General features: G+C 46.7%; 24 protein-coding genes. 16 read left to right on the top strand and 8 right to left on the bottom strand.

Features of this window, described 5'->3' with window-relative positions; genetic code table 11:
* Positions 1 to 28: 28 nt before the first annotated feature.
* A complete protein-coding gene (locus tag LSG37_RS01535; protein ID WP_233078099.1) occupies positions 29 to 940 on the bottom strand; it encodes a LysR family transcriptional regulator in 912 nt (303 codons plus the stop codon).
* Between the two features lie 95 nt (positions 941 to 1,035).
* On the opposite strand from LSG37_RS01535, the gene LSG37_RS01530 reads away from it, so the two are divergent.
* From LSG37_RS01530 to LSG37_RS01510, 5 genes are all read left to right on the top strand, one after another.
* The gene (locus LSG37_RS01530) at positions 1,036 to 1,791 is read left to right on the top strand and encodes a type 1 glutamine amidotransferase domain-containing protein (protein WP_233078098.1); all 756 of its coding nucleotides are present in this window, start codon (positions 1,036 to 1,038) and stop codon (positions 1,789 to 1,791) included.
* Between the two features lie 178 nt (positions 1,792 to 1,969).
* Entirely contained in the window at positions 1,970 to 2,734 is a 765-nt protein-coding gene (locus LSG37_RS01525; protein ID WP_233078097.1) for a substrate-binding periplasmic protein, read from the top strand.
* A gap of 407 nt (positions 2,735 to 3,141) precedes the next feature.
* Complete coding sequence (locus LSG37_RS01520; protein WP_233078096.1) at positions 3,142 to 3,555, top strand: substrate-binding domain-containing protein; 414 nt, start codon at positions 3,142 to 3,144, stop codon at positions 3,553 to 3,555.
* Entirely contained in the window at positions 3,515 to 4,714 is a 1,200-nt protein-coding gene (locus LSG37_RS01515) for an OprO/OprP family phosphate-selective porin (RefSeq protein WP_233078095.1), read from the top strand. The genes LSG37_RS01520 and LSG37_RS01515 overlap by 41 nt, the downstream gene beginning before the upstream one ends.
* A gap of 5 nt (positions 4,715 to 4,719) precedes the next feature.
* On the top strand, positions 4,720 to 7,140 hold the full coding sequence (locus LSG37_RS01510) for a bifunctional diguanylate cyclase/phosphodiesterase (protein WP_233078094.1): 2,421 nt from the start codon (positions 4,720 to 4,722) through the stop codon (positions 7,138 to 7,140).
* Between the two features lie 133 nt (positions 7,141 to 7,273).
* On the opposite strand, the gene LSG37_RS01505 is transcribed toward LSG37_RS01510, so the two are convergent.
* The 4 genes from LSG37_RS01505 to LSG37_RS01490 form a co-directional block, all read right to left on the bottom strand.
* Positions 7,274 to 10,339: a transglycosylase domain-containing protein gene (locus LSG37_RS01505; protein ID WP_233078093.1), complete on the bottom strand. Its 3,066-nt coding sequence runs from the start codon at positions 10,337 to 10,339 to the stop codon at positions 7,274 to 7,276.
* 116 nt (positions 10,340 to 10,455) lie between these two features.
* Positions 10,456 to 11,298 carry a hypothetical protein gene (locus LSG37_RS01500; protein ID WP_233078092.1) on the bottom strand — a complete coding sequence of 281 codons (843 nt, stop codon included), beginning with the start codon at positions 11,296 to 11,298 and terminating at the stop codon, positions 10,456 to 10,458.
* Positions 11,299 to 11,440: 142 nt separating this feature from the next.
* A complete protein-coding gene (locus LSG37_RS01495) occupies positions 11,441 to 11,923 on the bottom strand; it encodes an FKBP-type peptidyl-prolyl cis-trans isomerase (protein ID WP_233078091.1) in 483 nt (160 codons plus the stop codon).
* An 80-nt stretch (positions 11,924 to 12,003) separates the two neighbouring features.
* A complete protein-coding gene (locus LSG37_RS01490) occupies positions 12,004 to 12,849 on the bottom strand; it encodes a M90 family metallopeptidase (protein ID WP_233078090.1) in 846 nt (281 codons plus the stop codon).
* A 140-nt stretch (positions 12,850 to 12,989) separates the two neighbouring features.
* Here LSG37_RS01490 and upp point away from each other — a divergent pair, with 140 nt between their 5' ends.
* The gene (gene upp / locus LSG37_RS01485; RefSeq protein WP_233078089.1) at positions 12,990 to 13,643 is read left to right on the top strand and encodes a uracil phosphoribosyltransferase; all 654 of its coding nucleotides are present in this window, start codon (positions 12,990 to 12,992) and stop codon (positions 13,641 to 13,643) included.
* 11 nt (positions 13,644 to 13,654) lie between these two features.
* Here the strand turns inward: upp and torT are convergent, their stop codons facing one another.
* Together torT and LSG37_RS01475 are read right to left on the bottom strand one after the other, a co-directional pair.
* The gene (gene torT / locus LSG37_RS01480) at positions 13,655 to 14,701 is read right to left on the bottom strand and encodes a TMAO reductase system periplasmic protein TorT (protein ID WP_233078088.1); all 1,047 of its coding nucleotides are present in this window, start codon (positions 14,699 to 14,701) and stop codon (positions 13,655 to 13,657) included.
* A 110-nt stretch (positions 14,702 to 14,811) separates the two neighbouring features.
* Complete coding sequence (locus LSG37_RS01475; RefSeq protein WP_233078087.1) at positions 14,812 to 16,083, bottom strand: DUF3422 family protein; 1,272 nt, start codon at positions 16,081 to 16,083, stop codon at positions 14,812 to 14,814.
* A gap of 258 nt (positions 16,084 to 16,341) precedes the next feature.
* On the opposite strand from LSG37_RS01475, the gene LSG37_RS01470 reads away from it, so the two are divergent.
* Entirely contained in the window at positions 16,342 to 17,175 is an 834-nt protein-coding gene (locus LSG37_RS01470; protein ID WP_233078086.1) for a DNA ligase, read from the top strand.
* A 73-nt stretch (positions 17,176 to 17,248) separates the two neighbouring features.
* Positions 17,249 to 17,872, top strand: coding sequence for a LysE family translocator (locus tag LSG37_RS01465; protein ID WP_233078085.1), 624 nt, complete (start codon positions 17,249 to 17,251; stop codon positions 17,870 to 17,872).
* A gap of 11 nt (positions 17,873 to 17,883) precedes the next feature.
* On the opposite strand, the gene LSG37_RS01460 is transcribed toward LSG37_RS01465, so the two are convergent.
* Positions 17,884 to 19,131 carry a hypothetical protein gene (locus LSG37_RS01460; protein ID WP_233078084.1) on the bottom strand — a complete coding sequence of 416 codons (1,248 nt, stop codon included), beginning with the start codon at positions 19,129 to 19,131 and terminating at the stop codon, positions 17,884 to 17,886.
* Positions 19,132 to 19,303: 172 nt separating this feature from the next.
* On the opposite strand from LSG37_RS01460, the gene LSG37_RS01455 reads away from it, so the two are divergent.
* The 8 genes from LSG37_RS01455 to dbpA all read left to right on the top strand — a co-directional run bounded on the left by LSG37_RS01455 (position 19,304) and on the right by dbpA (position 26,515).
* The gene (locus LSG37_RS01455) at positions 19,304 to 19,942 is read left to right on the top strand and encodes a methylamine utilization protein (RefSeq protein WP_233078083.1); all 639 of its coding nucleotides are present in this window, start codon (positions 19,304 to 19,306) and stop codon (positions 19,940 to 19,942) included.
* Between the two features lie 25 nt (positions 19,943 to 19,967).
* Positions 19,968 to 20,465 carry a thiol peroxidase gene (tpx, locus tag LSG37_RS01450; RefSeq protein WP_233078082.1) on the top strand — a complete coding sequence of 166 codons (498 nt, stop codon included), beginning with the start codon at positions 19,968 to 19,970 and terminating at the stop codon, positions 20,463 to 20,465.
* A 66-nt stretch (positions 20,466 to 20,531) separates the two neighbouring features.
* Positions 20,532 to 20,990, top strand: a complete 459-nt coding sequence (locus tag LSG37_RS01445; RefSeq protein WP_233078081.1) for a GNAT family N-acetyltransferase — start codon at positions 20,532 to 20,534, stop codon at positions 20,988 to 20,990.
* A 136-nt stretch (positions 20,991 to 21,126) separates the two neighbouring features.
* Positions 21,127 to 21,720, top strand: a complete 594-nt coding sequence (locus LSG37_RS01440; protein ID WP_233078080.1) for a hypothetical protein — start codon at positions 21,127 to 21,129, stop codon at positions 21,718 to 21,720.
* 278 nt (positions 21,721 to 21,998) lie between these two features.
* Positions 21,999 to 23,117 (top strand): flavin reductase family protein, encoded by a 1,119-nt coding sequence (locus tag LSG37_RS01435; RefSeq protein WP_233078079.1) that lies wholly within the window; start codon positions 21,999 to 22,001, stop codon positions 23,115 to 23,117.
* A gap of 4 nt (positions 23,118 to 23,121) precedes the next feature.
* Positions 23,122 to 24,204: a fatty acid desaturase family protein gene (locus LSG37_RS01430; protein ID WP_233078078.1), complete on the top strand. Its 1,083-nt coding sequence runs from the start codon at positions 23,122 to 23,124 to the stop codon at positions 24,202 to 24,204.
* Positions 24,205 to 24,218: 14 nt separating this feature from the next.
* Complete coding sequence (locus tag LSG37_RS01425; protein WP_233078077.1) at positions 24,219 to 25,022, top strand: acyl-CoA thioesterase; 804 nt, start codon at positions 24,219 to 24,221, stop codon at positions 25,020 to 25,022.
* 116 nt (positions 25,023 to 25,138) lie between these two features.
* Positions 25,139 to 26,515 (top strand): ATP-dependent RNA helicase DbpA, encoded by a 1,377-nt coding sequence (dbpA, locus tag LSG37_RS01420; protein WP_233078076.1) that lies wholly within the window; start codon positions 25,139 to 25,141, stop codon positions 26,513 to 26,515.
* Positions 26,516 to 26,547 lie beyond the last annotated feature (32 nt).

Below are 26,547 nucleotides of genomic sequence, written 5' to 3'. Positions count from 1 at the left end.
GACATAAAAAGCCGGTTCGCCGGCTTTTTTACTTTGTAAGCAACAATTGATAAATATGCTGGCGTAACCAGCGTCTCAGCGGGTCGTCCTGAGTTCTGGAGTGCCAAACCTGACTGATCTGCACTTGTGGTAATGACACAGGACAGGTTTTGATTAGCAAATTTGAGTTCGCCTGCACCGCGATATTCGCCACTGATTGCAGGCAGGTCAGCAGCACATCATTTTTGTGAACTATATGGGCTGGTGATAAAAAACCTGAAACTCCGGTACTGACCTGACGCTTTAATCCAGCTTTGGCTAATTCCTGATCAACCAGGCCATCCAGATCGCCCGTCAGTGTGGTCACTATATGCCTGGCTTGGCAATAGAGTTCGAGATTCAGCTCCTGCTCGGCCAATGGATGTTGACGACGCATCAGTACCACAAAGTCTTCGCTCTGCAATTGTTGCTGATAAAAACTCTCTGGTAAATCACGGTAAAAGCCAGCAATGGCCAGATCACAATCGCCACGTTCCAACTGCTGTTTAGGCAAAACCCCCTGAGTATGGCGCATCACCAACTGAACTTGTGGTGCCTGCTCGGATAACAGTGGCAGCAAGTCCGGCAGTAATAAGCTTTCTATGTAATCTGTGCTGTAGATCACCAGTCGGTCGGCCTGATTTAAAAAATCTACGTCACTTTGATGCTGATAAAAACCTTCAAGTGAAGACACCAGCTGCAATATTTCGGTGGAGATACTGATTGCTTTGGGTGTTGCAGTTAACCCCCTGGCAGCGCGGACAAAAAGTGGATCGGCAAACTCATGGCGTAGCTTATTCAGTTTATGACTAAGTGCGGGCTGACTCAGATTCAGACGAGTCGCTGCAGCGCTGACATTCAACTCCTCGTACAAGACTTTAAACAGCAGCAATAAATTCAGATCTTTATTTTTGATATTCATAATTTGGATAGCTGATATTAAATCAATTCACTTCTTTGAAGTTTAGCCTTACTGCACACTAAGCACCATCAAATCCACAGCACAAAGGTAAACAAATGAAATTATCAACAGGTCTGATACAACTTGGACTGGCAGCAGCTCTGATGTTAAACAGCAGCTTCGCCATGGCAGCAGCTAAAGTACTGATCGTAGTCACCAGTCACAGCCAAATGGGCAACACCAGTGAAAAAACCGGCTATTGGTTAGGTGAAGTCACGCATCCCTACCAAGAACTGGTCAATGCTGGTATTGAAGTCGATATTGCCAGCATTGCTGGTGGTAAAGCGCCGGTGGACGAACGCAGTCTGGCAGAGGCTGATAAGGTCAATCAATGGTTTATGGCTGACAGTGCCCACAGCAATAAATTACAGCAGACCTTGAAGCTGGACGCTTTAAAAGCCTCAGATTACAACGCTGTGCTTTTTGCCGGTGGTCACGGCACCATGTGGGATTTCCCGCAGGATAAAGCGTTACAACAATTTGCTGCAGATCTCTATCAGAACAATGGCATAGTGGCAGCAGTTTGTCATGGTCCTGCTGCTTTACTGAATATCAAACTGGCTGATGGCAGCTATCTGATTTCAGGGAAAGCAGTGACAGGTTTTAGCAACAGTGAAGAAGAGCAGGTAAAACTGACCAAGGTTGTCCCATTCTCTTTGCAAGATGAACTGATCAAACGCGGTTCCAGCTACAGTGCAGCAGCCAATTGGCAAAGTAAAGTGGTGGTGGATCAGCGTCTGGTGACGGGGCAGAATCCACAATCAGCTACCGCTGTTGGGGTTGCTTTAGTCCAGTTACTCACTATTAAATAGTTCCTATCTCACAGGTGCTACATAACCACAGTTTGGCTCAAAGCTGTGGTTATGTTTCGTTTCCGTTGCTTTTCACCTCTGTAGTGCAAAAAAATTGAACACTGCCAGTGCTGTTGAAACTGGCTCAGTACGTAAAACTTATCTACTCTCACACCAGTGATGTTTTGGATCTATGGTTATGTGGTTTAGATTTTGTATTTTTTTACTGAGTTTTAGTTTTACAGCGAATGGGTATGCAGCGCCAAAACAACAGGTGTTATTGCTGACTTATCATCTGAAAGCCCCTTATGTGATTGATTGGGGAGAAGAGCGTGGCTTGTATTTTGATTTGGCCTCGTACTTAAACCACAAAACAGACAAGTACCAGTTTAAAACCGAGTTAATGCCAAGAAAGCGACTGGATGCCTTATTGGCAGAACCTTTTGTCGATGTCGTCCTAGGGGTTCAACCCACCTGGTTTAAGCCTCTGGCAGAAAAAATGCTGTTTACCGCTGCTTTTTTGCATGACAAGGATATGTTTGTATCTGATGCGAGAAAACCAGTGCGGGATCAGGACCTGACTGATTTAACAGGAAAAACCTTTATTGGCTCACAAGGCTATACATACAAAGGCATAGATGAGGTGGTTGCCTCTGGCATCTTGCAGCGGGTCGATACCTTACAGGAAGATTATGTGCTGGATATGCTGAGGTTGGGGCGTGGCGACTTTACCATCATCAGTTCTTCCACTTTGTCTTATAAATTCAGTCACGGTGAACAGGCCAGACATTTTTATGTCGCCAAAACACCTCATGACGTGATCCAACGTCGCTTTATGCTCAGTAAAACCGATCCGCAGCTGCATCAGTTTTTACAGCAAGTGATCCAACAAATGCCTGCCGATCAGGAGTGGCAACTGTTATTGGCTAAATACCAAATTCAGCAGGCCATGGTAAAACCATGATTTATCTTTTGTTTTCATCAAAGCTTCGCTCTGCTGTCACATTTTTGTAAAGCGCATACAGCATGCTGAACGGGCTTAAACTTGTTGCATGCATCACTGTTCCTGGTGATTTTAGGGCCCTCAGCGGGCCCTTTTTTAATCTCTGTTTATTCAGTGTTATCAACTCTTGTTTCGTCGTTTACTGTTCACCATTTGTTGAGACATATAGAGCCTGAGTTATTCTCATTTCACTGAAAACACTACTTTTTTTTCTTCACTACAATACAATTTCAACTACTGCTACTATACTGAGCGCGGACAATCCAGGCTTCATGGCGACACTTTTCACAAACTCCCTTGCCGCCATTTAATACGTGTATCCAAAGATAGTGCACCTATCCGGGTATATAGTGAGGAATCACAAAGACGTGAATATCAAGTTCGCCGTTGCTGGCTTTGTGCTTTGGGCATGTTCTGCTTTAGCTACTGAAGTCGTAACGCATCCTGCCGTGCCTATGGACCAACTGACAGTCACTCAGTTGCGTGCCATCTATTCTATGCGGCAACAAAACTGGCCCGATGGCAAAGCGATCCGGGTCTTTGTGTTGTCAGCAAAAAATCCGATACATCAGCGTTTTGCCAAAGAGAAACTGCAGATGTTTCCTTATCAGTTGGACAGGATTTGGCAGAAAATTACCTATTCGGGTTTAGGTGCAGCGCCTGTGGTGCTGACTTCAGAGCAACAAATGCGCGAAATGGTAGCAAATACCGAAGGGGCTATAGGTTATATTGAGAATTCAGATGAACTATCCACGCTTAAAGTCATTCATGTTACGCAGTAAGCTGTGTCTTATACTACTGCTGAGCTGCTCATGGCAGTTGCAGGCAGATGAACTGCAATGGCATGGTTTTATTTCACAGGGCCTTATTCAGGCACCTGAGACTAACTTCGTTAATCTGGATGACAGTATTTCCGCGGAGTTGACCGATGTTGGAGTCAATATGTCCTGGGCTTTGTCAGAGAAGCTGCGTCTGGCTGGACAGGTGGTGTATCTGGATGGTGGCCGCCGCTATACCAAAGGAACCCGGCTGGATTACTTATTTTTGGACTGGACTTTATACAGCGATTTTGACTGGCGACTGAATTTGTTTATTGGTCGCTTTAAAAATCAACATTGGCTTTATTCTGCCACCCGCGATGTGCCTTTTACCCGCAATGCCATAGTACTGCCACAATCTGTCTATTTTGATTCTTTTCGCGATATTGCTGTGGGCAGCGATGGTTTGGCGCTAAAAGCTACCCGCAACACCAGCATAGGTGAAATTGAACTGAACTGGAGCTGGGGTGCAACCAACTTAAGTAAAGAGCAAAGCCAAATCCTGCTAAGTACACAAGCCCAGGGCAATGCAGATCAGGACTATGTGCATCAGGCCAGTCTGTTTTGGCGACCTGATCACTCCGCCTGGCAGTGGGGTGTTTCATTGCTCGACTCAGATTTTAGCTACAAAAAAGCCGAACTGGATTTATACAGCGATGGTGCCATGACAGTGCAAAGGGTGATGCTAAATGGCCGTTACGCAGCTGAGTACTGGGAGCTGAGCAGTGAATGGGTGCAGGAGCGGCTGGATATCAGTGATTTTTATGTACCGGGTTTTAAACGCAACAGTTTTAGTCAGGGCTGGTATGTGCAGGGGCGCTATAACCTGATGCCACGCACCTGGGCACTGTTGAGTGTGGATATCTTTGATTTGGACAAAGATGATCGCAGTGGGGTTAAGTTTTCACAAAGCACAGGCGGTATGGTGCCTGCCTATTTTGGTTATCAGGATGATGTCACTTTAGGTTTAACTTATGATTTTACAGACAATCTGCGCTTAACCATGGAGCACCACTGGGTGAAGGGCACGGCACGTTTAGCGTACCCTGTGATGCCGGACTTGCAGCATAATAAATCTGAATACTGGCAAATGTGGGCTATGCAACTGATGTATTGGTTTTAAATAGCATGCGGCCTTTTGTATTTAGTTTACCCTGGAAAATTCTGCTGGCGACCATCAGCGCTTTGCTTTGTATGACGGTGCTGCAAACCAGTTTGGGTTTGATGCGAATGAGCGAGGAGTTTGATCAGCAGCAGCAGGTCAAACGTGAATCGGCACGACAGCAGTATCTGCAACAAAATACCATCATCGAGCAACAGCTGCGGGTCTGGTTGGAAAGCTTTTCCGATCTGGTGCAGTTAAGCCAGCATCCTGATTTTTCAGTTTTTATTCAGCACCTGGCTGAACAAAGCGCCAATATGCAACTGCATCTGAATATTGAACAAATTTGGTTGCACAACAGCGATATGCAACTGCTGTTTAATAGTGGTCAGCAAACCCCTTATTTTTCTCCCACTTTAGTGCAAAAGGTGCTGAAACAACAAAGCCCATCGACTATTAATTTATGTGTACAGTCTTGTGTCAAACAGCTGAGTTTGCCTGTGCTGAACGCCTCAGGTGAAGTGGCCGTGATGACAGTGACCACAACGCTGGTTGATATTTTATCGGCGTTGCATCAAAGCTTAAATTCTGATGTGGCCTTGATCCGTGCCAGTAAATCCGCAACAGGGAAAATCAACCGCGAACTGATCTCCAGCTCTAACCCAGGGTTAATCAAAGCACTGTTGCAAAAAGTCTCAGATCTTGAAGCGGATTTGGCTTTAAGTGAAGGGCTGGAATTGCATCACAATGGCCAGCAGTACCTGATCTCCGCTTTTGAAATGCAAAGCCAGGGCGTGTACCTGACTGTAGTGGACAATATCAGTGATTTTGTCGCTACTAATAATGGCTATCGTCGTCAATTGCTCATTACCTCCGTATTTTTATTTGGCGGTATGGTGCTGCTGGTCTATTTAATCATGCGCCGCATCAGTTTGAGGTTAAAAAAGCTCAGTCAGGCTTTACCTTTACTATCACAAAAACAATATGCAGGTTTTCGTCAGCAAAGCCAGTTTGATGCCAGCATCTGGCCGGATGAAGTGGATTTATTACGTCAGGCTGCTGATGAGTTAAGTATTGAACTGGAGCAACTGAACCATAAAGTAGAACAGCATACCAATGAGCTGGAAAAAGTGGCGATGTACGACTTACTGACTACATTGCCGAACCGGAATATGTTGCAGTATCAACTGGAACGTATGTTGAGCAGCCAAAGCACGGAGAACAAATTTCTGGCTGTGCTTTTTGTTGATTTGGATGACTTCAAACGTATCAACGACAGCCTGGGCCATGCGCAGGGAGATAAGTTACTGAAACTGGTTGCGCTGCGGTTAAAAGATTGTTGTGGTGTCAACGATTTGCTATGTCGTTTTGGTGGCGATGAGTTTGTTTTTGTATTGCCACAACAGGCAGATGCGGATGCGCCTTTTCGTTTAGCCAGTCAGGTATTGCAACGTATTCAGCAGCCTTTGACTATTGATCAGCAAAATTTTGTCATGACGGTTAGCATAGGTTTAACCATAAGTATGGCCACGCCGACAGATGCGGATGATTTAATTCGTCAGGCCGATTTAGCTATGCATGAAGTCAAAGTGAATGGTGGCAATGGCGCTCAGGCCTATAACCTGGATATGTATCAGCGGGTGCAGCAGCGCGTGTTGCTGGAACAGGATTTAAAAGAGGCGTTGTTACTGAACCAGTTCAGTCTCAGTTTTCAGCCCCAAATGACGATAGCCACTGGGGCTTTGTATGGTTTTGAAGCCCTGATCCGCTGGCGTCACCCCAGCAGAGGTATGGTGCCGCCGGATGAGTTTATCCCGGTGCTGGAGCAATCCAGACAAATAGTGCCGCTGGGCTATTGGATCATCGAACAATGTATGCAGCAATGCCTGAGTTTATTGCACAGTGGCTGGCATCATTTCCGTATTGCCATTAACTTGTCGGCTGAACAGTTTGTTGACCCTGAATTAATCCCAACACTGAAACGACTACTGGATAAATACGAGCTGCAAGGCTCTTATTTTGAACTGGAACTGACAGAGCGTACTTTGGTGCAGAGCATAGACACTATGCTCAACATCATGTCGCAGATTAAAGCCATGGGTATTCATTTTGCCATCGACGATTTTGGTACCGGCTATTCGTCCTTAAGTTATCTGAAAAAAATGCCGATGGACTGCATCAAAATTGATAAGAGCTTTTTGTCAGGAATGCTGGACAACGCCGCTGATTTTCAAATCATTGCTTCTACTATTGCCATGGTGCAAAAGCTGCAACTTCAGGTCGTTGCTGAAGGGGTGGAGACACGTGAGCAACTGGAGCTATTGCGTCAGCAGGGCTGTGATATAGCGCAGGGCTATTTGATTGCCAGACCTATACCACAACCCGAGCTGGCAGGTTTTCTAGAAGAACATTTCCCTAAAGGCATTTGGCGGGCTCAGAGTCTTTGACTCTGAGCTGCATATTGGTTTTTAACTCACAAGATAAAAACAAACCGGAGTTGTCGTCATAACCTGAGCTATAGGACGCTGGTATCGGCTTACTCTCAGATTGTAGGGTCAGATCCAAAGCTCTGACCCTTTATTAACGGCAAAGCTGACCTTGCTGGATATAAGGGTTTAGTATAGGCGCCATGCCTTTAAGAACTTGCAGCGGCAGGGCAGAAGTGAAACTGAAATCTTCAGCGCCTTTACCCGGTACAAAAGCGGTTAGAGTACCGAAGTGATTCTCTCCCAAGTAAAACACAAAAGTTGCAGTGCGGTTGATGGTGGTCGATTGCACAGTGCGGCCACGGATCACCTGGGTTGCCATTTTGTTATCACCCGTACCTGTTTTACCACCTATGACTAAAGGCGAACCATCAGCTTTAGTGAATGATCCCTGTAAGCGACGGGCAGTACCGCCATCTGCTACTTGTGACAAGGCAAAACGCAGGGCTCTGGCTACTTCTGGTTTCATCACGCGCTGTGCTTCATTCGGTTGATACTTGAGTTTGACTTCATAAGGTGTATTGGCGGCGAAATGCAGCTGATCCACCCTGACAGTCGGCAGTAACATGCCGTCATTCTGAATAATACCTATCAGCTCTGCCAATGATGCAGGCCTGTCGCCTGAGCTGCCTAAAGCCGTGCCCAGTGATGGCACCAGGTGATCAAAAGCATAACCCAGTTTTTTCCAGCGCTGGTGGATATCCAAAAAGGCCTCTACTTCCAACATAATGCGAATACGGGTATCCCTTGCGCTGCGGTTAGAGGTTCTGAACAACCAGCGGTACACCTGCTGACGTTGCTCTGCCGAAGCATTCACAGCTTCAGTAAAAGTGGCCTGCGGGTTTTGTTGCATAAAACTTAGCAGCCATAATTCCAGCGGGTGGACACGAGCTATATAGCCCTGATCCATCAGACTGAATTTGCCCGGGCCGTATTTGTTATACAGTTCATCAATGTCTTTGACCGTCAGGTTTTCTTCAGGCAAACGTTGCTGCAAAAAGGCACTGAATTTGGCAAAGTCCGACTCAGGTAATAAGTAACGGTGCACTGCAGCTAAACGATCCGGTGTTTGCTTTAAACCTTCGAAAAAGGTATTTAAGCGATCTTCTTCGGTTTTTTTCTGGTACTTACGCCAGAACCTTTGCAGGAACGAGCTGCCTTCTTTATCGGCAAAACGGCGTAAATATTCTTCACGACGTGGGTCTTTGTCGTTTTTCAGTAACAACGAGGTACTGCCTGCGGTCTGGTAACTGCTGCTGTAGGATACGATGTCGCGCATAATACGAACAAAAGGCAGGTTGATGGATTCTTTTAATGACTCCAGTACAGTAGGAACTCTGCTGTCTTCTTTTTTCTGGAAGTTGTTAAACACCTGCAAACCACCGCCAGTAAAAAAACGTTCGGCAGGAGAGGCTGAATAAGTGCGTTGTAAAGCTGCATCCAGCATTTTTGATAAATCACGATCAGCTGTGTGCGCCATATAAGTGGCAGCCCAGCGCGTTAAATGATCGTTTGGCGCTATTTCAAGGTTTAACAGGTTTTCCGGCAGCTCATCAATAAAAGAGTCATGCAGCTCGGCTACTATTTCCAGATAAGTGGTCAGAACCCGTAACTTCGCGGTAGAACCTAACTCAAGTTTACTACCTTCGTTTAAATCAAAAGGCTGGTCGGTATTGTCGGTTTGCACCCGCACTCTGTTACCGCCAGGCGTTTTTTCAAACAAAGTAAAACTGTAAGTGACTTTGTCGGTATTGCTGGCACTTAATAATTTTTCACCCAACAAGCCGACTTTTTCCGCGACCACAGGGGAGGCCAGGCTATTGAGGTAATGACTGACTTTTTGTTGCAGTTCATGATGCAAGGACACTTCGGCCGTTAAATCCAGCCGGTCTAAATCATAAAGCTGTTGATTCAGCAGAGTACCCAACCGACCACGAGCGACGTTAATGCCTTTGAGCGTTTGCGCATCTTGTTTAATACCAGGGCCTTTGCCACCTTTAAACAATAAACGCTGTGACATGGCTGAATCGGCCAGATCTTTATCTATCACTTTCGCATTGGCCAGCACTCGTAAATGGCTGTTGGTCAGTTGCTCTAAATCATCATGACCTTGCAATAAATAATAAGAGGGGCGACGCTGGGCTATCATTAGCGCCAATACCTGGCGTAAAGCCAAGCCTCTTAAGCTTTTATTTTGTTCTGTAGCTTCAGCATTTAATACCTGATTAAAACGGCTAAAGTCGGTACCAAACCAGGCCCATAACGCATCACCCACACCATGCACTTCACCAAAACCCGGAGCTGAGGACAGAGGTACAGAGTTTAAATAATCCAATACCACTTCATGCCGGGTTAACGAAGTGTCTGCACCATAACGATAAGCCCGCACTGAGCCTGACACCATCTGCAAAAACTTGTCGGTAAAGCCCTGGGTTAAGCCTTGTGGCGAGTGGCGGTACTTTTCAATCTGGGTTGCAAGAGTACTACCGCCCGCTGATTGCCCTTCTAAATTTAACACTTTAGTCACCTGAGACACAGCAGCCATCATAAAACGTGGCCAGTCGACAGCAGGGTTAGCGCGGGCAGGAGAGGTTAATAACTTACGGTTTTCTATAAACAGCAGACTGTCACGCACTACCGCAGGAACCTCAGCCGGGTGTTTATACACTCTTTGTGGATGAGAAAAAGAAAACAACTCTTCGTTACGGCAGTCGCCAATTAATAGTCCGCCCTGAGCTTTTTCACGGTAAGGCGGAAAAAAACCTAACTGAGTGTAAAACAGCATTTCAGGCGAAAACGCAGCTTGTTGCTCAACCACAAAATTGCGCTGGGTTAAAGCTGGAATAAATTTGGGTAATTTGGAATAACCTAAACGTTGGTCAAAAGGCCCGGCTATAGGGTAAGACACTTGTTCTGTTGGGCCTGATTGCAGCTTATAGGTCAGCTTTTTCGCATAAGCACTGATTTCTGTGGATTGATAATGGGCTGTGGACAACTCGTAGAGGACCAGCGCCGCGCCAGAAAGCAGCAATAAAATAAATAACCAGGGGATCAGGCTGCGACGACGCCGCTGCTGAACCATAGGTGCAGCTTGCTCTGACGGTCTTTCGTCGCGGTAGTTATCAAATTGCATTTGATTAAAATCTGGTGGGGATGACAAGTTCTTATCCATGAGTTCAGGCATCTGCCATTTCGATCGATTTTAACTGGTATAAGCAGGCTTTGCAGCTGAATTTTGCTGAAGTTTGCCGATCAAACATACTGATTTATCTCCAATTACTGCTCTTGCTTGATTTTTAGCTCCGACGGTGATGATAAAACCTTGCCATCAAACCACAATTCAAGACTGCGCCGAAACGCCGGATCGGCCTGAACTTTGGGTATCACAGTGTTAATGAGTTCAATTTGTTGTTTGCCCCAATCGCTATTGCTGCAACCCACGGCTCCGGCAATAGGCGCAGATAACTCTGCAATCGGCACATAAACCAAACCTTTGGCTTGCTCCGGCGCTGTTTTGTTCAGGTAAGTCAGAATAATGTCGTAGTCCAGAGTGTAATCAATACGGCCACTTTGGATCATTTTCAGTAAGGCAACAGGACCATCATCCCCAGAGCGTATTAACTCACTTTTACGATGAGGCTCCAGTAAAGGTTCTATATCCCCATATCTGCGACCTGCGGCCAGTCCAAGTTTAAAGATTTTAGCTTGGAGTAGTCTGGTCAATACCAGGGGCGTGCCAAACTGTTCAGTTAAATGATCGGCTAGCGCCTGACGGGTAATCACGCCCTGAGGTCTGTACCAATGAGTGGGGGTGCTGAACACCGCTGTTTTAGTCGGCTGGGCTCTGTGGATCATGCAAGGGAAACATAAGGTTTCTCTGTTATTTAATGCTTGATGGATACGGGTTTGCGGCATCAATAAATTCTGATGGCTGATGTTAGGCAGATGAGTTTGAATACTGGAGAGTAACTGGTCGCACAGGCCTTGCTGGTTAAAGGTGCCGCCGACTATATGAAAAGGAGGACCTGTATTAATTGCCCAGTTCAGCATTGGTTTTGATGCTTCGCCCAGACTGTAGTTGCTAAACAGCAGTACCACAAGAGCTACAACATATCGCATCAGCATAACGCCTCAAGCTTTTCTTTAACATCCTATTAATCTAACGAAAGCGCAGGCCAAGGACAAGGGTTAATTCAGTTCAGCAACTGCAACAGAGCTGCTGAACCAAAAAGTCCGGCTGAAATAAAAGCCTGACTGCGACTTAGTGATGGTGATGACCACCTACGCCATGGGCATGACCATGTTCGATTTCTTCTGCAGATGCGGCACGCACATCAATCACATCAATATCAAAACTTAAGGTTTTGCCTGCTAATGGGTGGTTGGTATCCACTTCAGCTTTAAACATGCCCACTTTGACTACAGTAACTTGACGTTGACCTTGTTCTGTATTGACCACGGCCACCATGCCCGGTTTCCATTTTTTTGCGCCCATCAGGTGTTTCACCTGAACGCTTTGAATGGAGTCGGCAGCGATCTCGCCATAAGCGTCGGCTGGGGCTAAAGTGACGGTAAATTTATCACCGGCCTGATGACCTTCCATTGATTTTTCCAGACCTTCAATCAGGTTGCCATGACCTTGCAGGTATAAAACCGGGTCCTGACTTCTGGAGTTTTCTAATACGCCAGTGTCGTCTGATAAGGTGTAATGAAACTGAACCACTGTATCTTTGGTGATTTGCATTGTCTGTGTATCCGCTGCTTGCTAAAAAAATGGCGGTTATTATTGCGCAATGCCCTTCTAGGGTCGACTTTTTTCTGTGGTTAATGCTGATTTACAGGGTGAGTGTGCACCCAGCCCAATGGATCCAGCGCATAAAAAGATTTTAATTGCTGATACAAAGCCGGATGCTGAGCGGCGAATAAATCAGGTTGTTCAAAAAACACTTCTGAAATGACCGCAAAAAACTCGGCTGGATTAGTGGCAGCATAAGAGTCAAACAAGGTAGGTAAACCCTGAGCCAACTGGCGCTGCAACTGCTCAAACTCACGGGATAACACCTGTGACCATTCTTGATACGCTTCTCTGCTTCTGAGCAAAGGTGCCCCTGTAGCCTGGCCTTTGAGTTGATCGAGCTGATGAGCAAATTCATGGATCACCAGATTATGGCCATCGTTGCAGATGGCGGCAGAGTGCAAAGTATCGACCCATGACAATACAATCTGGCCGGTTTGCCAGGATTCACCCAAACGTACCTGTGCACTTTCACTTACCACCCCTGCAGCATCTGACTGCTGGGCAGGCACCACAAAAGCGGCCGGGTAAATCAGGATTTGCTGCAATTTTGGATAATAATGAGCAGGTTTATTCAGCAGCAACAAACAAGCCTGAGCCGCTATAGTGACTTTCATTTCGTCAGTGACAGTTAAACCTGCACAGCCGACAAATTGTTTTTCGGCCACAAAAACCTGAATCAGCTTTTTCAGTTGCAGTTGCAAATCGGCAGGTAAAGCGCGGAAGTAGGGCATACGCTGCTTAAGAATGTGACGCCAGGCAGCGGGAAAAGGCTGCTGCTGAATTTTTTTCCGGCGATAGTGCCGCCAGGCAGGAGGTAAAAACACCGCAGCCAACACCACTAAGGTCACCAAAGTTAACAACAATAAAGGCACAATACCTGCTCCAAATAAGCCCTGATACTGCTGTTATGGCGCCGCTGTGGATAAAATCAAGGTCATCTGTTCAGAACAGGTTGCGTCCTGACGGAAAAAAACTATACCCTTCGAGTCATACCAAGTGACTGAGCTTTTTTATGAACCTATTTCAGCTGAATTTATCTCCGGGTTTAGTGCACCCTATCTTGTTACAACTGCGTGATCCTGGTATTCAAAAAGACCGGCTGCGATTTAAATTTAACTTAGAGCGTTTAGGTTTTTTATTGGCAGCAGAATTGGCAAAAACTCTGCCGGTACAGAAGGTTGAAGTGCACACCGTACTGGGGAAAACCGAGATCCCAGTGCCACAGCAACCTCCTGTGTTAGTGACTGTGCTAAGAGCAGGCCTGGCATTTTATCAGGGTTTTGCCAATGCTTTTGACGACGCCGACAGCGGTTTTATTGGCGCTTATCGTGTTGAAGGTGAAAGTGCGGAACAGCTTGAAATCCGGATGAATTATGCTGCTTTACCGGATTTAACAGGCCGTGATTTAATTTTGATTGACCCTATGCTGGCTACAGGCGGCTCTTTGCTTAAAGTCTGGCAGTTGATTGCAAGTCAGGCGACTCCTCGTTCTGTGCATGTAGCCGCTGCCATCGCTGCACCTGAAGGTGTCGCAGCCTTGCGCCAACATTTACCTGAAAATAGTTATTTATGGTTAGGGGCTTTGGATCAGCAACTGAATGAGCAGGCTTATATAGTACCGGGCTTGGGTGATGCAGGGGATTTATGTTTTGGGCCTAAACTTTGATGCTGAAAAGACTAAGGGTTTTGCTCGGCTAGAGGCTGGCGGATCATCCATTGTTGTTTTGGCGCTATGATCTGCTGCAATGGCAGTTGTTGAATACTGTTCTGGTCCAAAATTCGTATTTGTGGGCTGACTTGTCTGGCGTATTTTTGTTTTTCCAGAACACGTAATGCCAAATCAATACTGATACGGGCCTGGATCACAGGTGAATCTGTTGCTGCTGCCAGTAGTTGGCCTTCCTGGATCAGCCTGACGACATCAGGGTTAGCGTAATAGGCCATGACCGCAACCTTTGTCAGGTTTTCCGCCGAGAGAAAGTTCTGAGCAACACTAGCTGCGACAGCGTTTGCCAGCACATAGTCAGGTTGTTCCCGACTGAATAACTGCCGCACTAAAGTGGCTTGCGAAAAATTGTCGGTTGCACCATAACCTCCATGCAGTAAGCGAACCGTTGAACCTTGGAGTTGTTGCTTTAAAGCCCGCTCCGCATCTTGCACCCAAGCCGCCACAACTGGTCCGGGAAACCAGGCTAAGTTAATGCTCCGTTGTTGGCTGTGCTCGAGTATGTAGAGCATGCTTTTAGTCGCCATATCAGCAAAAGATACAGACGAACTGGCTGTTATGGCGTCACTATTAATGCCGTTAATTAAATCAATAACGGGAATGCCTGTATCTTTTAACTGTGCTATTAAATCGTTTAAACCTTCGCTTGAAATAGCGCCAATAATCAGCGCATCTGCTTTATTACTGACGCAATCCAGCAATTGCTGACGTTGGCGCGGCAGGTTCTCATAACCTCCGGCTTCATAAATTCCAAGCTGTACCCCCTGACGTTTAGCTTCTTCCGCTAAGCCCCAGGACACACCCCACCAGTAATGATCTTTGCCATGAGGCAATAAAGCACAGAGCCGCCATGCTTTACTGATTTTTTCTAATGGTTGGTACTCCAGTGTTTTGCCGTCGGCTTGTACTTCAACCGGAAACCAGTTTTGCTCCGCCGGTAATGAAAAGCTGAATGCTAAACTGCTCCAGAGGCAGACCGGCAAAAACGCTTTGGCCATGAAATCTCCATTTATCTTCCACTGGACTCTGCATTTTGAAGTCACTTGGGTATATATCTGCTTCAAACTATAGAAGATTTTACAGCAAAGTGATTTGTCTTTTTATCGCTCTAATGTTGCGCCAGTTTTTTCCGCAAATGCCAAAAATACCAAAGCACCATAGAAACCACCACTGGAATACTGATGGATTCAATAGTTTTGGCTGGCCACTGTGGCACCCAGTGCACTATAGCCTGCTGAGCTTTGGTTAACAGTTGCAGCGAATAGTAGCTGATGGCTACCACAGACAAACGTTCGACCGCACTTTGTAATTTCAGCTGCAAATGAGCTCTTTTATCCATAGAGGACAACAGCGTCTGATTTTGCCATGCCAGCTTTAAATTGATTTGAGTGCGCAGTAACTCGGTAGAACGGCCCAAACGTTCCGCCAATTGTTGCTGGCGCTTTAATACAGATTGAGCGGTACGCCAGGCCGGAGTTAACCGCCGTTCTGTAAAATGTTGCAACGACATCAGCCCTTCTACGGGTTCTTCTTCCAGACTTTTTAATCTGTCTAACGTCAGTTGGTAGTAGGCATGACTGGCCTGCAATCTGCTGCTGTTTTCCGAGATCTGATGTTCCGTCTGAGCCGCTAGTTGGATCAGTTCGTCCAGCAGTTGCTCATCATTACCTTGTTTTTGCTCAATACGTGAGGTGATGACCGCCAGTTGCTGCTCCTGTTGTGGCAATTGATGCAAAGCCAGTTTGCAATAAGGCCAGGCCAGCAGGGCCAGCTTACGGTAGTTGCCCAAATCAAACAGCTGCTGAACCAAAGCGCCCAAAGCGCTGCGGCTTAAACCTTGGTCCAGCACCAGCATACGGCCAGCACCTTCATTGTGTTTACGAAAATCCGTCCAGATCCGCGCTTTGCCGTTAAACACCATGCTGCTGATCAGGTGTTCACTGACAAAAAGCTCTGCCGGGTCTTTTGCTACCAGTTGATCGGGTTGCACTATGCTCAGCTGCACCACCCGGAATAACTGGCCTGGTAAGCTGGCGAACCAGTGTGGATCAGGCACTAAATCCTCTGGATCACAGAACAGACTGGATGCAGCACCGGGCCGGATAAAAGTGTAAGTAGAAAATTCGTTGTGCCGCTCCCAACGCAGCCAACTGCTGCCAAGCTGCAGGTTGCAGTCTTGTTCATGAGGCTGCAGATCTTTGCCATGTTGCTGAGCCAGTTGTTGCATGGCCTGATATTCAGCACTGCGTGAAGTGCTCGACAGTGTCAGCACAAACTGACAAAGCTGACAGGGAGAGTCCAGAGCTGGAAAAAAGCGTTGCTGTAATTCTTGTTCCAGCAAATCGCGTTGCGGGTGTTGGCGTAAATAAAGCTGAACCATAACAGACTCCAAAACAAATAGACAAACGAGCCATAGAACAGAAGCAGTATCTATACCTATGCATGACAACCAGATGTCAATTACTTGATTTTATTAGTGAATTTATTGTTTCTAGGCCAGGTTTGTCATAAAAAACAACAGCTTGATGTTCCCTTAGTGCACAAGATGGCACTAAAGAAGTGCATTTTAATTAACATTTTATTTTCAAATAAAGCAGGGCTACACTTAAAAAAGGAACACAACAAAGAGGATAGACAAATGCGAATTTTGTATTTATCGCTGTGTTGTACGGCCATGCTCTCATCAGCACCGGCTTTTGCTTTAAGCAGCTTACCCCAGTTACAACTGGCTCAGTCTTATCAGCAGCACCAAGCCGTCTCTGCTTTTTGGATCAGTGAAAAACTCGATGGTGTCAGAGCCTTTTGGGACGGCAAACAACTGCGCAGTCGCAGTGGCCAGTGGATAAAGCTACCGGATCATTTATTAAAACAATTGCCTGATTTTGCGTTGGATGCGGAGTTATGGGCGGGCAGGGGCAGGTTCCAACTGGTGATGCAAGCCTTGCAGCAAGGCTCTGGTAACACAGATTGGCAGGATATCCGGCTGATGGTGTTTGATGCGCCAACACAGCAGGGCACTTTTACAGAGCGTTTGCAGTTTTTACGGCAGCGATTACCAGAGAACGCTTTTGTGCAGTTGCTGGAGCAGAAACAATTGCAAACCAAGGCTGAACTGAATGAGTGGTTGCAGCAGGTGGTAGCTGCAGGCGGCGAAGGATTGATGCTGCATCGCGCTGATGCGCTTTATCAAAGCGGGCGGGTCAGTCATTTGCAAAAATTAAAACTGGCGGAAGATGCAGAAGCCAGAGTAGTAGCGCATTTGCCGGGCAAAGGTCAGTTCAGTGGCATGCTGGGCGCTTTATTGGTGGAATTACCGGATGGACGGCGTTTTAAGTTAGGTTCAGGTTTTAGTGTGGAAGAGCGAAAAAATCCGCCACAAATAGGGCGTCTGGTTACTTTTCAGTACCATGGTTTGACGCATAAAGGCACACCTCGTTTTGCAGTTTTTGTGCGTGAGCGACCAGAGCAGTAAAAAGCCAGTCGGCGCGACTTGCTGACTCCAGTGTTCAGCGCCAGAATAGCCATCTTCAGCTGATGAGGTAGTTATGGTTAATCTGGCCTTGATGGGGGCTTTTATTCCAACTTTTTTATTCGTTTCTGTTACACCTGGTATGTGTATGACTCTGGCTATGACGCTTGGAATGACGCAGGGCGTGCGCCGCACTTTATGGATGATGTGGGGCGAGATGTTAGGTGTGGCTTTAGTTGCCATTTTGGCTGTGTGTGGCGTTGCCGCTATGATGCTGCAATTTCCGACTGTTTTTCAGTGGTTTAAAATTGCTGGTGCGTTATTTTTGGCTTATATCGGCTGGCAAATGTGGTGGGCCAAGGGAAAGTTAGCTATTCCACAATCTGGTGTTCGTCGGGAATTATTACCACGACGCACTTTATTTAGTCAGGGTTTTGTTACCGCTGTGTCTAACCCCAAAGGCTGGGCTTTTCATATGGCCTTGTTGCCGCCTTTTATCGATAGCCAACTGGCGTTTTGGCCACAGCTGCTGGTGTTGGTTTTTCTTATTATTTTAATGGAGTTTCTGTCTATGCTGCTGTACGCAAGTGGTGGCAAAGCTCTGGGCGCATTTTTCCAGCAACAAAACAAAGTGCAGTTGCTTAACCGTATCGCCGCCAGTTTAATGTTTGGTGTTGCTCTTTGGATGCTGCTGGGTTAAGGCGTGTGCCGTTACCAGCGATAACCCAAAATCAGGCTGCTAGATCGCTGTTTTGCATGCGCCTGCCAGCCATCCCATTGGGTTCTGTTTGGTTGAAAACTCTGTAAGCTGCTGTGTTCCAGCGCAAGATTTAGATGCGCTGCCCACTGGTAAGTCCAGTTAAAAGTCCAGCTGTGGCCTTTGCCGTTATTATCATCGGTCAGGGTTAGATCTTTATCTGTCACTTCAAAATGATCGTAGCGGGCGCTGATGCTATGTTGCTCCCACTGATAATTCAGCATCAGGTAACTACTTTGATAATCTGCAACTACGACTTGTTCGCCCATAGCTGTGTCGCCTTTCAGAACCTGAGCCAGCAAGCGCCACTCTGCTGTCAGTTGATGTTGTAAAGCCAGGCTTAGGAAACGGGTATCCCAGGCATATTGCCCATCTTTAAAGGTCGTAGGCTCACCTCTGTTGTCATACCAATACAGCCGCATTTCGGTCTGATCTTTATGCAGCCAGTGAACCCCTGTGTAGTAGCCGGTTTTATGATCCAGCTCTCGGTTCGGTTCCACCCAAGCCGGTTGTAGTTCAATTTCTCCGCCTGCAGCTATGCTGGGGTAATTGGCAAAATGCACCCGCTCACCAATACTGGTTTGCAGGTTATGCAAGGCAAAACCACGCCAGGTTAAAATGGAACCCGCCGGATCGTTGCCCTGAAACAAAGCTCCCACCCACTGAACACTGTGCTCGGATTTAAAAAAACGCCCAGGCCTGCTGACAGATAACTCAACAGCTCTGGTTTTAATTTCTTCCGCTATCCAGCTGTTAATGGCAGAAAACGAATTTGTATAAGGCGAAGTCCAGGCTAAGTCGGTGTTTTCAAGCGACATAGCCGGATAAAAAATACCGGCTCTGCCACGCACTCTGTAGCCGGAAACAGGTAAAGGATTCCAGTTGATCCAGGCTTCAGTGATACCAAAGCCAGCTTCGGGGGCTCTGTGCCACTGGGCATGCACTGTGGCTGAAAAGTCGGAGTCGGTTTCAAGATGGGCCACCAGATACTGGGGGCCAACACCTGCTTCGGTATGACTGCCAAACTGGCCCGTACCTTGTTGCCACCATGGAGCTAAATAATGGGCTGTATCATTTTGCTTATTCAGGTAAAATTCGCCACGGCCCTGCAGGCTCAGCTGTTCAGAAGCCGTTGCTGCACTACACAAAAATAATGCAGGGATCAGAGAGATACACAAGTGAGCAAAACGAGCAGTGGACATCCTGTGTTCCTTATTTGGTATTCAGCCTTGAGAATAGCAGTTCGCAGCAAGGCATAAAAATAGCCGAGGCGACAAAGTTTCAGCCGCTTTCGCTGTCATAGGATGACAAGAAGCCAAAACTGCTTTAGTTTAACCAGACTTTTGTCTGCTCTGGCCCCCGGAGAATTAGTGAATGACTACTTTAGCCCGTTTATTTTCTGCTTGTCTATTGTTGTGTTATGGCCTGGGAGCTGTGGCCGCAGTTCAAATTACTGTGACCGATCAGCAAGGCCAGCCGCTGGAAGATGCTGTCGTTGAGCTGCTGGATCCGGCTAACCTTCAGTTTGCGCAAAAAAAAGCTGAAGTGAAGCAACAGGACCTGACTTTTATCCCTTTTGTTTCGGCTTATCAGACAGGCACCTCTGTTGATTTTCCTAATTTGGATAAAACCCGCCATCATGTGTATTCGTTTTCACCAGCCAAGGTGTTTGAGTTAAAACTCTATGCCAACAAACCAGAGGCCCCTGTGGTATTTGATCAGGCGGGAATTATTGCTTTGGGTTGTAATATTCATGACTATATGCAGGCTTATATTTATGTCGGCGACAGTCAGTTTTTACAGGTAACAGATGGCAAAGGAGTGGCGAACTTTACCGCTGTGCCAGATGGTAATTATCAGTTAAAACTCTGGCATCCATGGCAAAATGCCGATTGGGTGACTCAGCAAGTACAAATTAAAGATGGCCAGATGATGAATTATCAACTGGCTATTACCGCTCAGGAGAAACCAAAGAAACCGAAAAAAGGTTTTGGCGCATCCTATACCCCTTAAATTATTAACCTCAAGGAGCCGATTTATGGCCACAGTAACGTTAAAAGGTAATCCAATTCAGACTATAGGCGATTTGCCGGCAGTGGGTAGCAAAGCCCCTGATTTCACTTTAACTGGTGCAGGTTTAGCCGATTTGAAACTGGCAGATTTTGCTGGTCAGCGTGTGGTACTGAATATTTTCCCAAGTGTGGATACCCCAACTTGTGCGACCTCTGTCCGCACTTTTAATAAAGCTTTATCCGGTTTAAGCAACACTGCAGTCGTCTGTGTTTCTGCTGATTTACCTTTTGCTCAGGCGCGTTTTTGTGGCGCTGAAGGTTTAGAGCAAGTGAAAAACGGTTCAAGTTTCCGCAGTTCATTTGGCAAAGATTATGGCGTGGAATTTTCTACTGGCCCTCTGACCGGTTTACTGTCCCGTGCTGTAGTGGTTATTGGCACTGATGGCACTGTGTTATACAAAGAACAAGTGGCTGAAATTGCTGATGAACCTTCGTATGAAGCCGCTTTGGCTGTATTAAGTTAAAGTGATGGGATCAGAGTTGCTGACTCTGATCCCGTTATTTATACCCAATACCTTCAATAGAATTTTATGATGCTTATTAAACCTCTTGATGCCTTCTCTGCCCCAGCTGCACATTTATTGGCTTTATCTGACGCTTATATGGCGTCTTTATACCCTGCTGAAAGTAATCATATGGAAAGCCCGGATGCGCTGGCTTTGCCTAATGTATTGTTTTTAGGTGCTTATCTGGATGACGAATTAGCAGGCTGTGGCGCTGTTAAAATAATGTCCGATGATGGCCTTTATGGCGAAATTAAGCGGGTGTATGTGCTGGACGCTTTCAGAGGCCGTGGCGTGTCAAAACAGCTGATGCAGGCGCTGGAAACTTATCTTCTTGAGCAAAAGATCCCGTTGGCACGGCTTGAAACCGGTATTTCTCAACCCGAAGCTTTGGGCTTGTATGAAAAGCTTGGCTACCAGTACAGAGCGCCTTTTGCCTCTTATCAGTTGGATCCTCTGAGCGTTTTTATGGAAAAAACGCTGTAAATTTTTAGATTATTTACCTGTCCCCAAAATAGTTCTGGTGATAATCGCATTTTTTGGGCTAAGCTCCTTGTGCCTGATTGGTGTACGGCCATTCAGGCGTGCTACTCAGAATTCACAAAAACAAGGAGTTTGCCCCATGCATTTTTATTCACCACAGTTATGGATACTGCTGGCTGCCTCATTGCTGGCAGGTTGCAGCACTTTACCTTCCTCTACACCGCCAGAACCAACACAAACAGTGACCACAGCCCGCACTACTGAGCAGGCAACAGACTGTGTAGGAAGTATTCAGGCACCTGCTGTTGGCTTAGAGGCAACCTCAGATCCGGAGCTGTTGCAATCCGCTTTAGGCCAGCCAGACAAAGGTCAGCTTTGTATGGGCCAGGTGTTTGTAGCTACAGCTCCTGTCACTGTGTATCGGGTTTGGGATCAGGCTAAAAGCTATACTTTATATGGCCGCTGGTGGTCTTTTAGTTTGCCACAAGGCCCAACGGACCAATACAGAGAAGCCAATGCTATTTGTCCCAACTGGAGTGTACTCAACCAAATGAGCAGTTGTACCTTAAAAATCGGCAGTAAAATTGTGGTGGGGCCAGGCCAAAGTGCAGATTGTGGGGATGGGCTGGTTTATCCGAAGTCTGCTGTGAATCAGGTCTATATCAATAACGATTCCCGTAACAATGTGCTTTGGGTTGAAAACTGCGATGCTGGTAGTAACTGGCCGCACTAAAAGTCTGAGTTTTCATATTCCATTCTGGCATTGCTGTAACAGCCGTTTTGTCTGAAGACAGACGGCTTGTGTTCAAGCCTCCCTCCATTTTCATTTTTAAATCAGTAAGGATTACAGGTGTTCACTCAAATCTGTTTTTTTTGTTCATTTCTTTAATTTATAAATTTGTTTTAATTCATTATCTTGAATTGTTTTTAATGTGTTTTCAGATCTTTGAAGTGGAGTTTCACTTATTTTTAGTGTACAACTGTGCGCTGAAATCAAGTGGAAGGACCAGTGTGAACAAAACGATCTCTTTATGTGGCCAGAGCCTCTATCGCCAATTTAGTTTAATGCTGGCGAATCAACCTAAGCTGGGTTATTACCTGCATCCTTTGTTGAACTGGCATAAGCCTGCGCTGCATCCGGATTATCACAGTGCCCGCATTGTTGATTTTTGCTGGGAAACCGATCAGATGTTGAGTGTCTGGTTAGAGCCTGCTTCGTCCTGGGCTGGTTTTACCGCAGGTCAGCATCTTTTGGTCACTATGCTGCATCAAGGCCGTTACATCAGCCGCAGTTTTAGTATCAGCTCGTCCTCTGTTGTATTTGCGCGGCAAAAACAAATCCGCATCAGTTGCCGTATTCAATCTCAAGGCGAGTTTACTAAAGCTTTGGCTGCTGGCATTGCTGAATTAACCCATTTGAGCATCAGTGATGCGATGGGAGATTTTGTACTTGAACCTAAATCTGATGCTGCGCTTGAACAGAGCATAGTGATGGTGGCTGCAGGTTCTGGCATTACACCACTCTGGTCCATGTTAAGCAGTTTACGCTGCTGGACTTCGCCTGTTGTGCTGTTTTATTGCGTCAAAAATGCAGCCCAGGCCGCCTTTTTGGCTGAACTAAAATTACTGGCGGCAAAACAACCTTTATTTGAATTGCAACTGATTGAAACTGAAACTTGCGGTCGCTTGAACTTAGTGCAGCAATTAAAAGCGAAAGCCGGCTTTTCGCTGAACAACGCTCTTTACTATCTATGTGGCCCAGCGGCGATGAGCCGTCAGTACAAGGAGGATTTGATACAACAAGGAGTGCCATCGACTGCCATTCATGCCGAACTGTTTGGCTTGGCCCTGACTGCAGCAGAAGGACCCCTAAAACAAGCCTTGTTCATGCAGCAGGGTAAGGTAACAACAGTGGAAGCCGCTGCAGGAGTGACGTTATTACAGGCCGCAGAGCATCGAGGACTCAACCCACGTTTTGGTTGCCGGATAGGCGTGTGTTATCAGTGTGTGTGTCAGAAAAAATCAGGCCAGGTGCTGAATTTACGCACCGGACAAATCTCAGGCGACGGTCCTGAACAAATTCAGTTGTGTATCAGCGCTGCGCACAGCAACCTGCAAATAGAGTTATAGGACCATGATGAAACTTACAGAACAACAATTGTCGGAATTGGCTGCTGAGCTGGATCAGGTCAAAGCTGGTGTGATGAGTCAGCTGGGTGATAAAGAAGCGCGTTATATTCGCCGTATGTTAATGACGCAGCGCTTAAGCGCCATTTCAGGTCGTATATTTATGGTGCTGGGTTTTATCACGCCCTGGTTGTGGGTTTTAGGTGTTGCGCTTTTGGCGCTGGCAAAAATTCTCGACAATATGGAAATAGGTCATAACGTCTTGCATGGACAATACGACTGGATGAATGACCCTGTGCTGCATTCACAGCGTTTTGAATGGGATATCGCCTGTGACGCTGGTTCCTGGAAACGCACTCATAACTTTGAGCATCACACCTACACCAACATCATCGGCAAAGACCGCGACTTTGGTTATGGCTTATTGCGGCTGAGTAATGATTTCCGCTGGCGGCTGCGTAATTTATGGCAGTTTGTCACTTATCTGCTGTTAAGCACCTTGTTTCAATGGGGCGTGTCTTACCACGAGCTGGCGGGGGAGCGGGTGTTTTTTGGTAAAAAGAAACCCGATCGCATCAACAGTGTCAGCCATACCGATTTGAAAAAAGCTTTTTTTGGCAAAGGCGCACGGCAGTTGTTTAAAGATTATGTGTTTTTTCCTTTGATTGCCGGGCCTATGTGGTTATGGGTGTTAGCTGGTAATTTGCTGGCGAATATTATCCGTAATTTATGGACCTCTACTGTGATTTTTTGTGGTCATTTTACCGCTGATGTTCACACTTTTACCCAAGAGCAATGCGAAGGTGAAAGCCGTGGACATTGGTATTATCGGCAAATTCTGGGTTCATCCAACTTTACCGGACCTCGTTGGTTTCATATTTTAACTGGCCATTTAAGTTGCCAGATTGAACATCATTTGTTTCCGGATATGCCAGCTTTGCATTATCTGACGGTCGCACCCCAAGTACAGGCTATTGCGAAAAAATACGGCATTGCTTATAACAGCGGCAGTTTTTTGCGCCAGTACGCTACGGTAGTTGCCCGGATTATCAGATATTCTTTTCCTGGCGGAAAAGTCACCACAGCATAAAAAAGGACATAGCCATGTTATTTGCCGATGTAATGCAGCAGTTTAAAACCGGACAGGCGGATGAGTTACAGATTGAAGTGCCAGAGCAGTGGGGCCAGGGCAGGGCTGTGTTTGGTGGCATGGCGTCAGCTTTAGCTTTAGCGCATTTAATCACAGAGCTACCGGCACAAATTCCGCTGCGCTCAGTGTCTGTGTCTTTTGTCGCACCGCTCAATGCAGGGCCAGCCACTGTATCGCGGCGCATTTTGCGTCAGGGCAAGTCGGTCATTCAGGCTATGGTGGAAATTACCCAGCAAGGACAAGTGGCTCTAGTGCTGCTGGCCAGCTTTGGAGTTGAACGTCCATCGGCTTATCAGATTAAAGCAGACGCAGCGCCAGAATTTAATACAAAGGCTATGGTGTTGCCAAAACAAGGGCCTGCACCGGAATTTACCCTGCATTTTGATTACCATATCACTCGCGGTGCTATGCCATTCTCCGGTGGAAGCGGCACGGAGCTTGGCGGTTTAATACGTTTTGCTGAAGGACAAAGCACAGCTGTCGGTGTGCTGGAGTTATTGGCCTTGGTCGACGCCTGGCCTCCGGTTAGTTTAACTTTACTGAATCAACCGGCTCCTGCCAGTTCGTTAACCTGGACTATCGAGTTTATCCAGCCGCATCAGGACGCAGAAACTAAAGCTCTGACGACTGACTGGTGGTCATATCTGGCCAGCATTGAACATGGCGCTGATGGCTATCATCATATCGAAGCAAAGTTATGGCAACCTGATGGCCAATTAGCTGCCATCAGCCGCCAGACGGTCACGGTATTCGCCTAATGCTTACCCTAGTGAAAAGTGCTTAAAATTTATACTCGCTCGGGGTTCGTGCTTCTGTTATAGTGCGCGCCCTTTTTCCCGTGCCAGTTTCTGTGTCAATAGAGAGTACCCATTTTTTGAGCAACGCCACTTTTACCAGTCTGCCGTTAGCAGAACATTTATTACAAAGCCTTGAGAGTCTTGGCTACAGCCAGATGACACCTATTCAGCAACAGGCTTTGCCTGCACTGTTGGAAGGCAAAGACATTCTGGCCAAAGCCCGTACCGGCAGTGGCAAAACAGTGGCTTTTGCCCTGACCTTGTTGCATAAACTGGCGGTCAAACGTTTCCGTATTCAATCGCTGGTGCTTTGTCCTACCCGTGAACTGGCTGAGCAGGTCGCACAGGAAATCCGTCGTTTAGCCCGCAGTCAGCACAATATCAAAGTGTTGACGCTGGTAGGTGGCGTTTCTGTTGGTCCACAAATTGGCTCGTTAGAACATGGCGCCCATATTATTGTCGGCACACCGGGTCGTATCCTCGAGATGATAGACCGCAACCTGCTGAACTTGTCTGATGTCGAAACCCTGGTACTGGATGAAGCTGACCGTATGCTGGACATGGGCTTCGCTGATGATATTGGCGTTATTCTGAAAGCTTTGCCTGCTGATCGCCAAACCTTGTTGTTTTCAGCCACGTACCCGGACAAAGTGAACGATTTAAAACGTCACTTAAAAGCTGATGCTGTGCAGGTGTTTGTGGAAGATGCTGAACAAACTGAAATAGAGCAGAAGTTTATCGAAGTAGACGCCAACGACAAAATTGCAGCTTTAAAGCAACTATTGTCCTGGCATGGCGCCAAGCCCACACTGATTTTCTCCAATATGCGCAAAGACACTCAGGATATTTGTGATGAACTCGCAGATGCCGGTTACAGCGTGATGTCGTTGCATGGTGACTTAGAGCAGCGTGACCGCGAACGTGTGCTGATGCAGTTTACCAACCAAAGTTGCCTGATTATGGTGGCAACTGATGTCGCAGCCCGTGGCTTGGATATCAGTGCTTTACCTTTGGTTATTAATTACGATTTATCCAACGACCCAGAAGTGCATGTGCACAGGGTAGGGCGTACTGGCCGGGCAGGTAGCGAAGGTCTGGCTTTAACACTGGTGACTCCTTCGCAAATGGGCCGTTTGGCCGCACTGGAAGATCAACTGGGTTTAACAGCACAGTGGGCCGAGTTAACTGCTTATCCTGCTAAAGACGGCGTGCCAGCGCGCGCGCCTATGCGTACTGTGATGATCGATGGCGGCAAAAAAGACAAAGTTCGCCCAGGCGATATAGTAGGCGCCTTAACAGGTGAACTGGGTTTGTCCTTTGACCAACTAGGTAAAATAAACGTGCTGCCTATGGTTAGTTTTGTCGCTGTTCGCAACGACGTGGCAAATGCTGCACTAAAACGCTTAAGCGAAGGCAAAATCAAAGGGCGTCAATTCCGCTGCCGCTTTGTCTGAGACTAGCTGGCCTTTTGTATGAATAAATTGGA

Origin of the sequence: Rheinheimera soli (assembly GCF_021290985.1) — a bacterium.
In the GTDB taxonomy this organism is placed as follows: Bacteria; Pseudomonadota; Gammaproteobacteria; order Enterobacterales; family Alteromonadaceae; genus Pararheinheimera; species Pararheinheimera soli.
Note: the sequence above shows the minus strand (reverse complement) of the source record. Positions and strands in the feature narration are given on the sequence as shown.

Excerpts from the sequence above, each read along its gene's own strand:
- LSG37_RS01455 (WP_233078083.1), top strand. The coding sequence starts at position 19,304 with ATGACTACTTTAGCCCGTTTATTTTCTGCTTGTCTATTGTTGTGTTAT.
- LSG37_RS01425 (WP_233078077.1), top strand. The coding sequence starts at position 24,219 with ATGTTATTTGCCGATGTAATGCAGCAGTTTAAAACCGGACAGGCGGAT.
- LSG37_RS01470 (WP_233078086.1), top strand. The coding sequence starts at position 16,342 with ATGCGAATTTTGTATTTATCGCTGTGTTGTACGGCCATGCTCTCATCA.
- LSG37_RS01530 (WP_233078098.1), top strand. The coding sequence starts at position 1,036 with ATGAAATTATCAACAGGTCTGATACAACTTGGACTGGCAGCAGCTCTG.
- LSG37_RS01465 (WP_233078085.1), top strand. The coding sequence starts at position 17,249 with ATGGTTAATCTGGCCTTGATGGGGGCTTTTATTCCAACTTTTTTATTC.
- LSG37_RS01445 (WP_233078081.1), top strand. The coding sequence starts at position 20,532 with ATGATGCTTATTAAACCTCTTGATGCCTTCTCTGCCCCAGCTGCACAT.
- LSG37_RS01460 (WP_233078084.1), bottom strand. The coding sequence starts at position 19,131 with ATGTCCACTGCTCGTTTTGCTCACTTGTGTATCTCTCTGATCCCTGCA.
- LSG37_RS01495 (WP_233078091.1), bottom strand. The coding sequence starts at position 11,923 with ATGCAAATCACCAAAGATACAGTGGTTCAGTTTCATTACACCTTATCA.
- LSG37_RS01535 (WP_233078099.1), bottom strand. The coding sequence starts at position 940 with ATGAATATCAAAAATAAAGATCTGAATTTATTGCTGCTGTTTAAAGTC.
- LSG37_RS01500 (WP_233078092.1), bottom strand. The coding sequence starts at position 11,298 with ATGCGATATGTTGTAGCTCTTGTGGTACTGCTGTTTAGCAACTACAGT.
- upp (WP_233078089.1), top strand. The coding sequence starts at position 12,990 with ATGAACCTATTTCAGCTGAATTTATCTCCGGGTTTAGTGCACCCTATC.
- LSG37_RS01440 (WP_233078080.1), top strand. The coding sequence starts at position 21,127 with ATGCATTTTTATTCACCACAGTTATGGATACTGCTGGCTGCCTCATTG.
- LSG37_RS01525 (WP_233078097.1), top strand. The coding sequence starts at position 1,970 with ATGTGGTTTAGATTTTGTATTTTTTTACTGAGTTTTAGTTTTACAGCG.
- torT (WP_233078088.1), bottom strand. The coding sequence starts at position 14,701 with ATGGCCAAAGCGTTTTTGCCGGTCTGCCTCTGGAGCAGTTTAGCATTC.
- tpx (WP_233078082.1), top strand. The coding sequence starts at position 19,968 with ATGGCCACAGTAACGTTAAAAGGTAATCCAATTCAGACTATAGGCGAT.
- LSG37_RS01515 (WP_233078095.1), top strand. The coding sequence starts at position 3,515 with ATGAACTATCCACGCTTAAAGTCATTCATGTTACGCAGTAAGCTGTGT.
- LSG37_RS01430 (WP_233078078.1), top strand. The coding sequence starts at position 23,122 with ATGATGAAACTTACAGAACAACAATTGTCGGAATTGGCTGCTGAGCTG.
- LSG37_RS01510 (WP_233078094.1), top strand. The coding sequence starts at position 4,720 with ATGCGGCCTTTTGTATTTAGTTTACCCTGGAAAATTCTGCTGGCGACC.
- LSG37_RS01475 (WP_233078087.1), bottom strand. The coding sequence starts at position 16,083 with ATGGTTCAGCTTTATTTACGCCAACACCCGCAACGCGATTTGCTGGAA.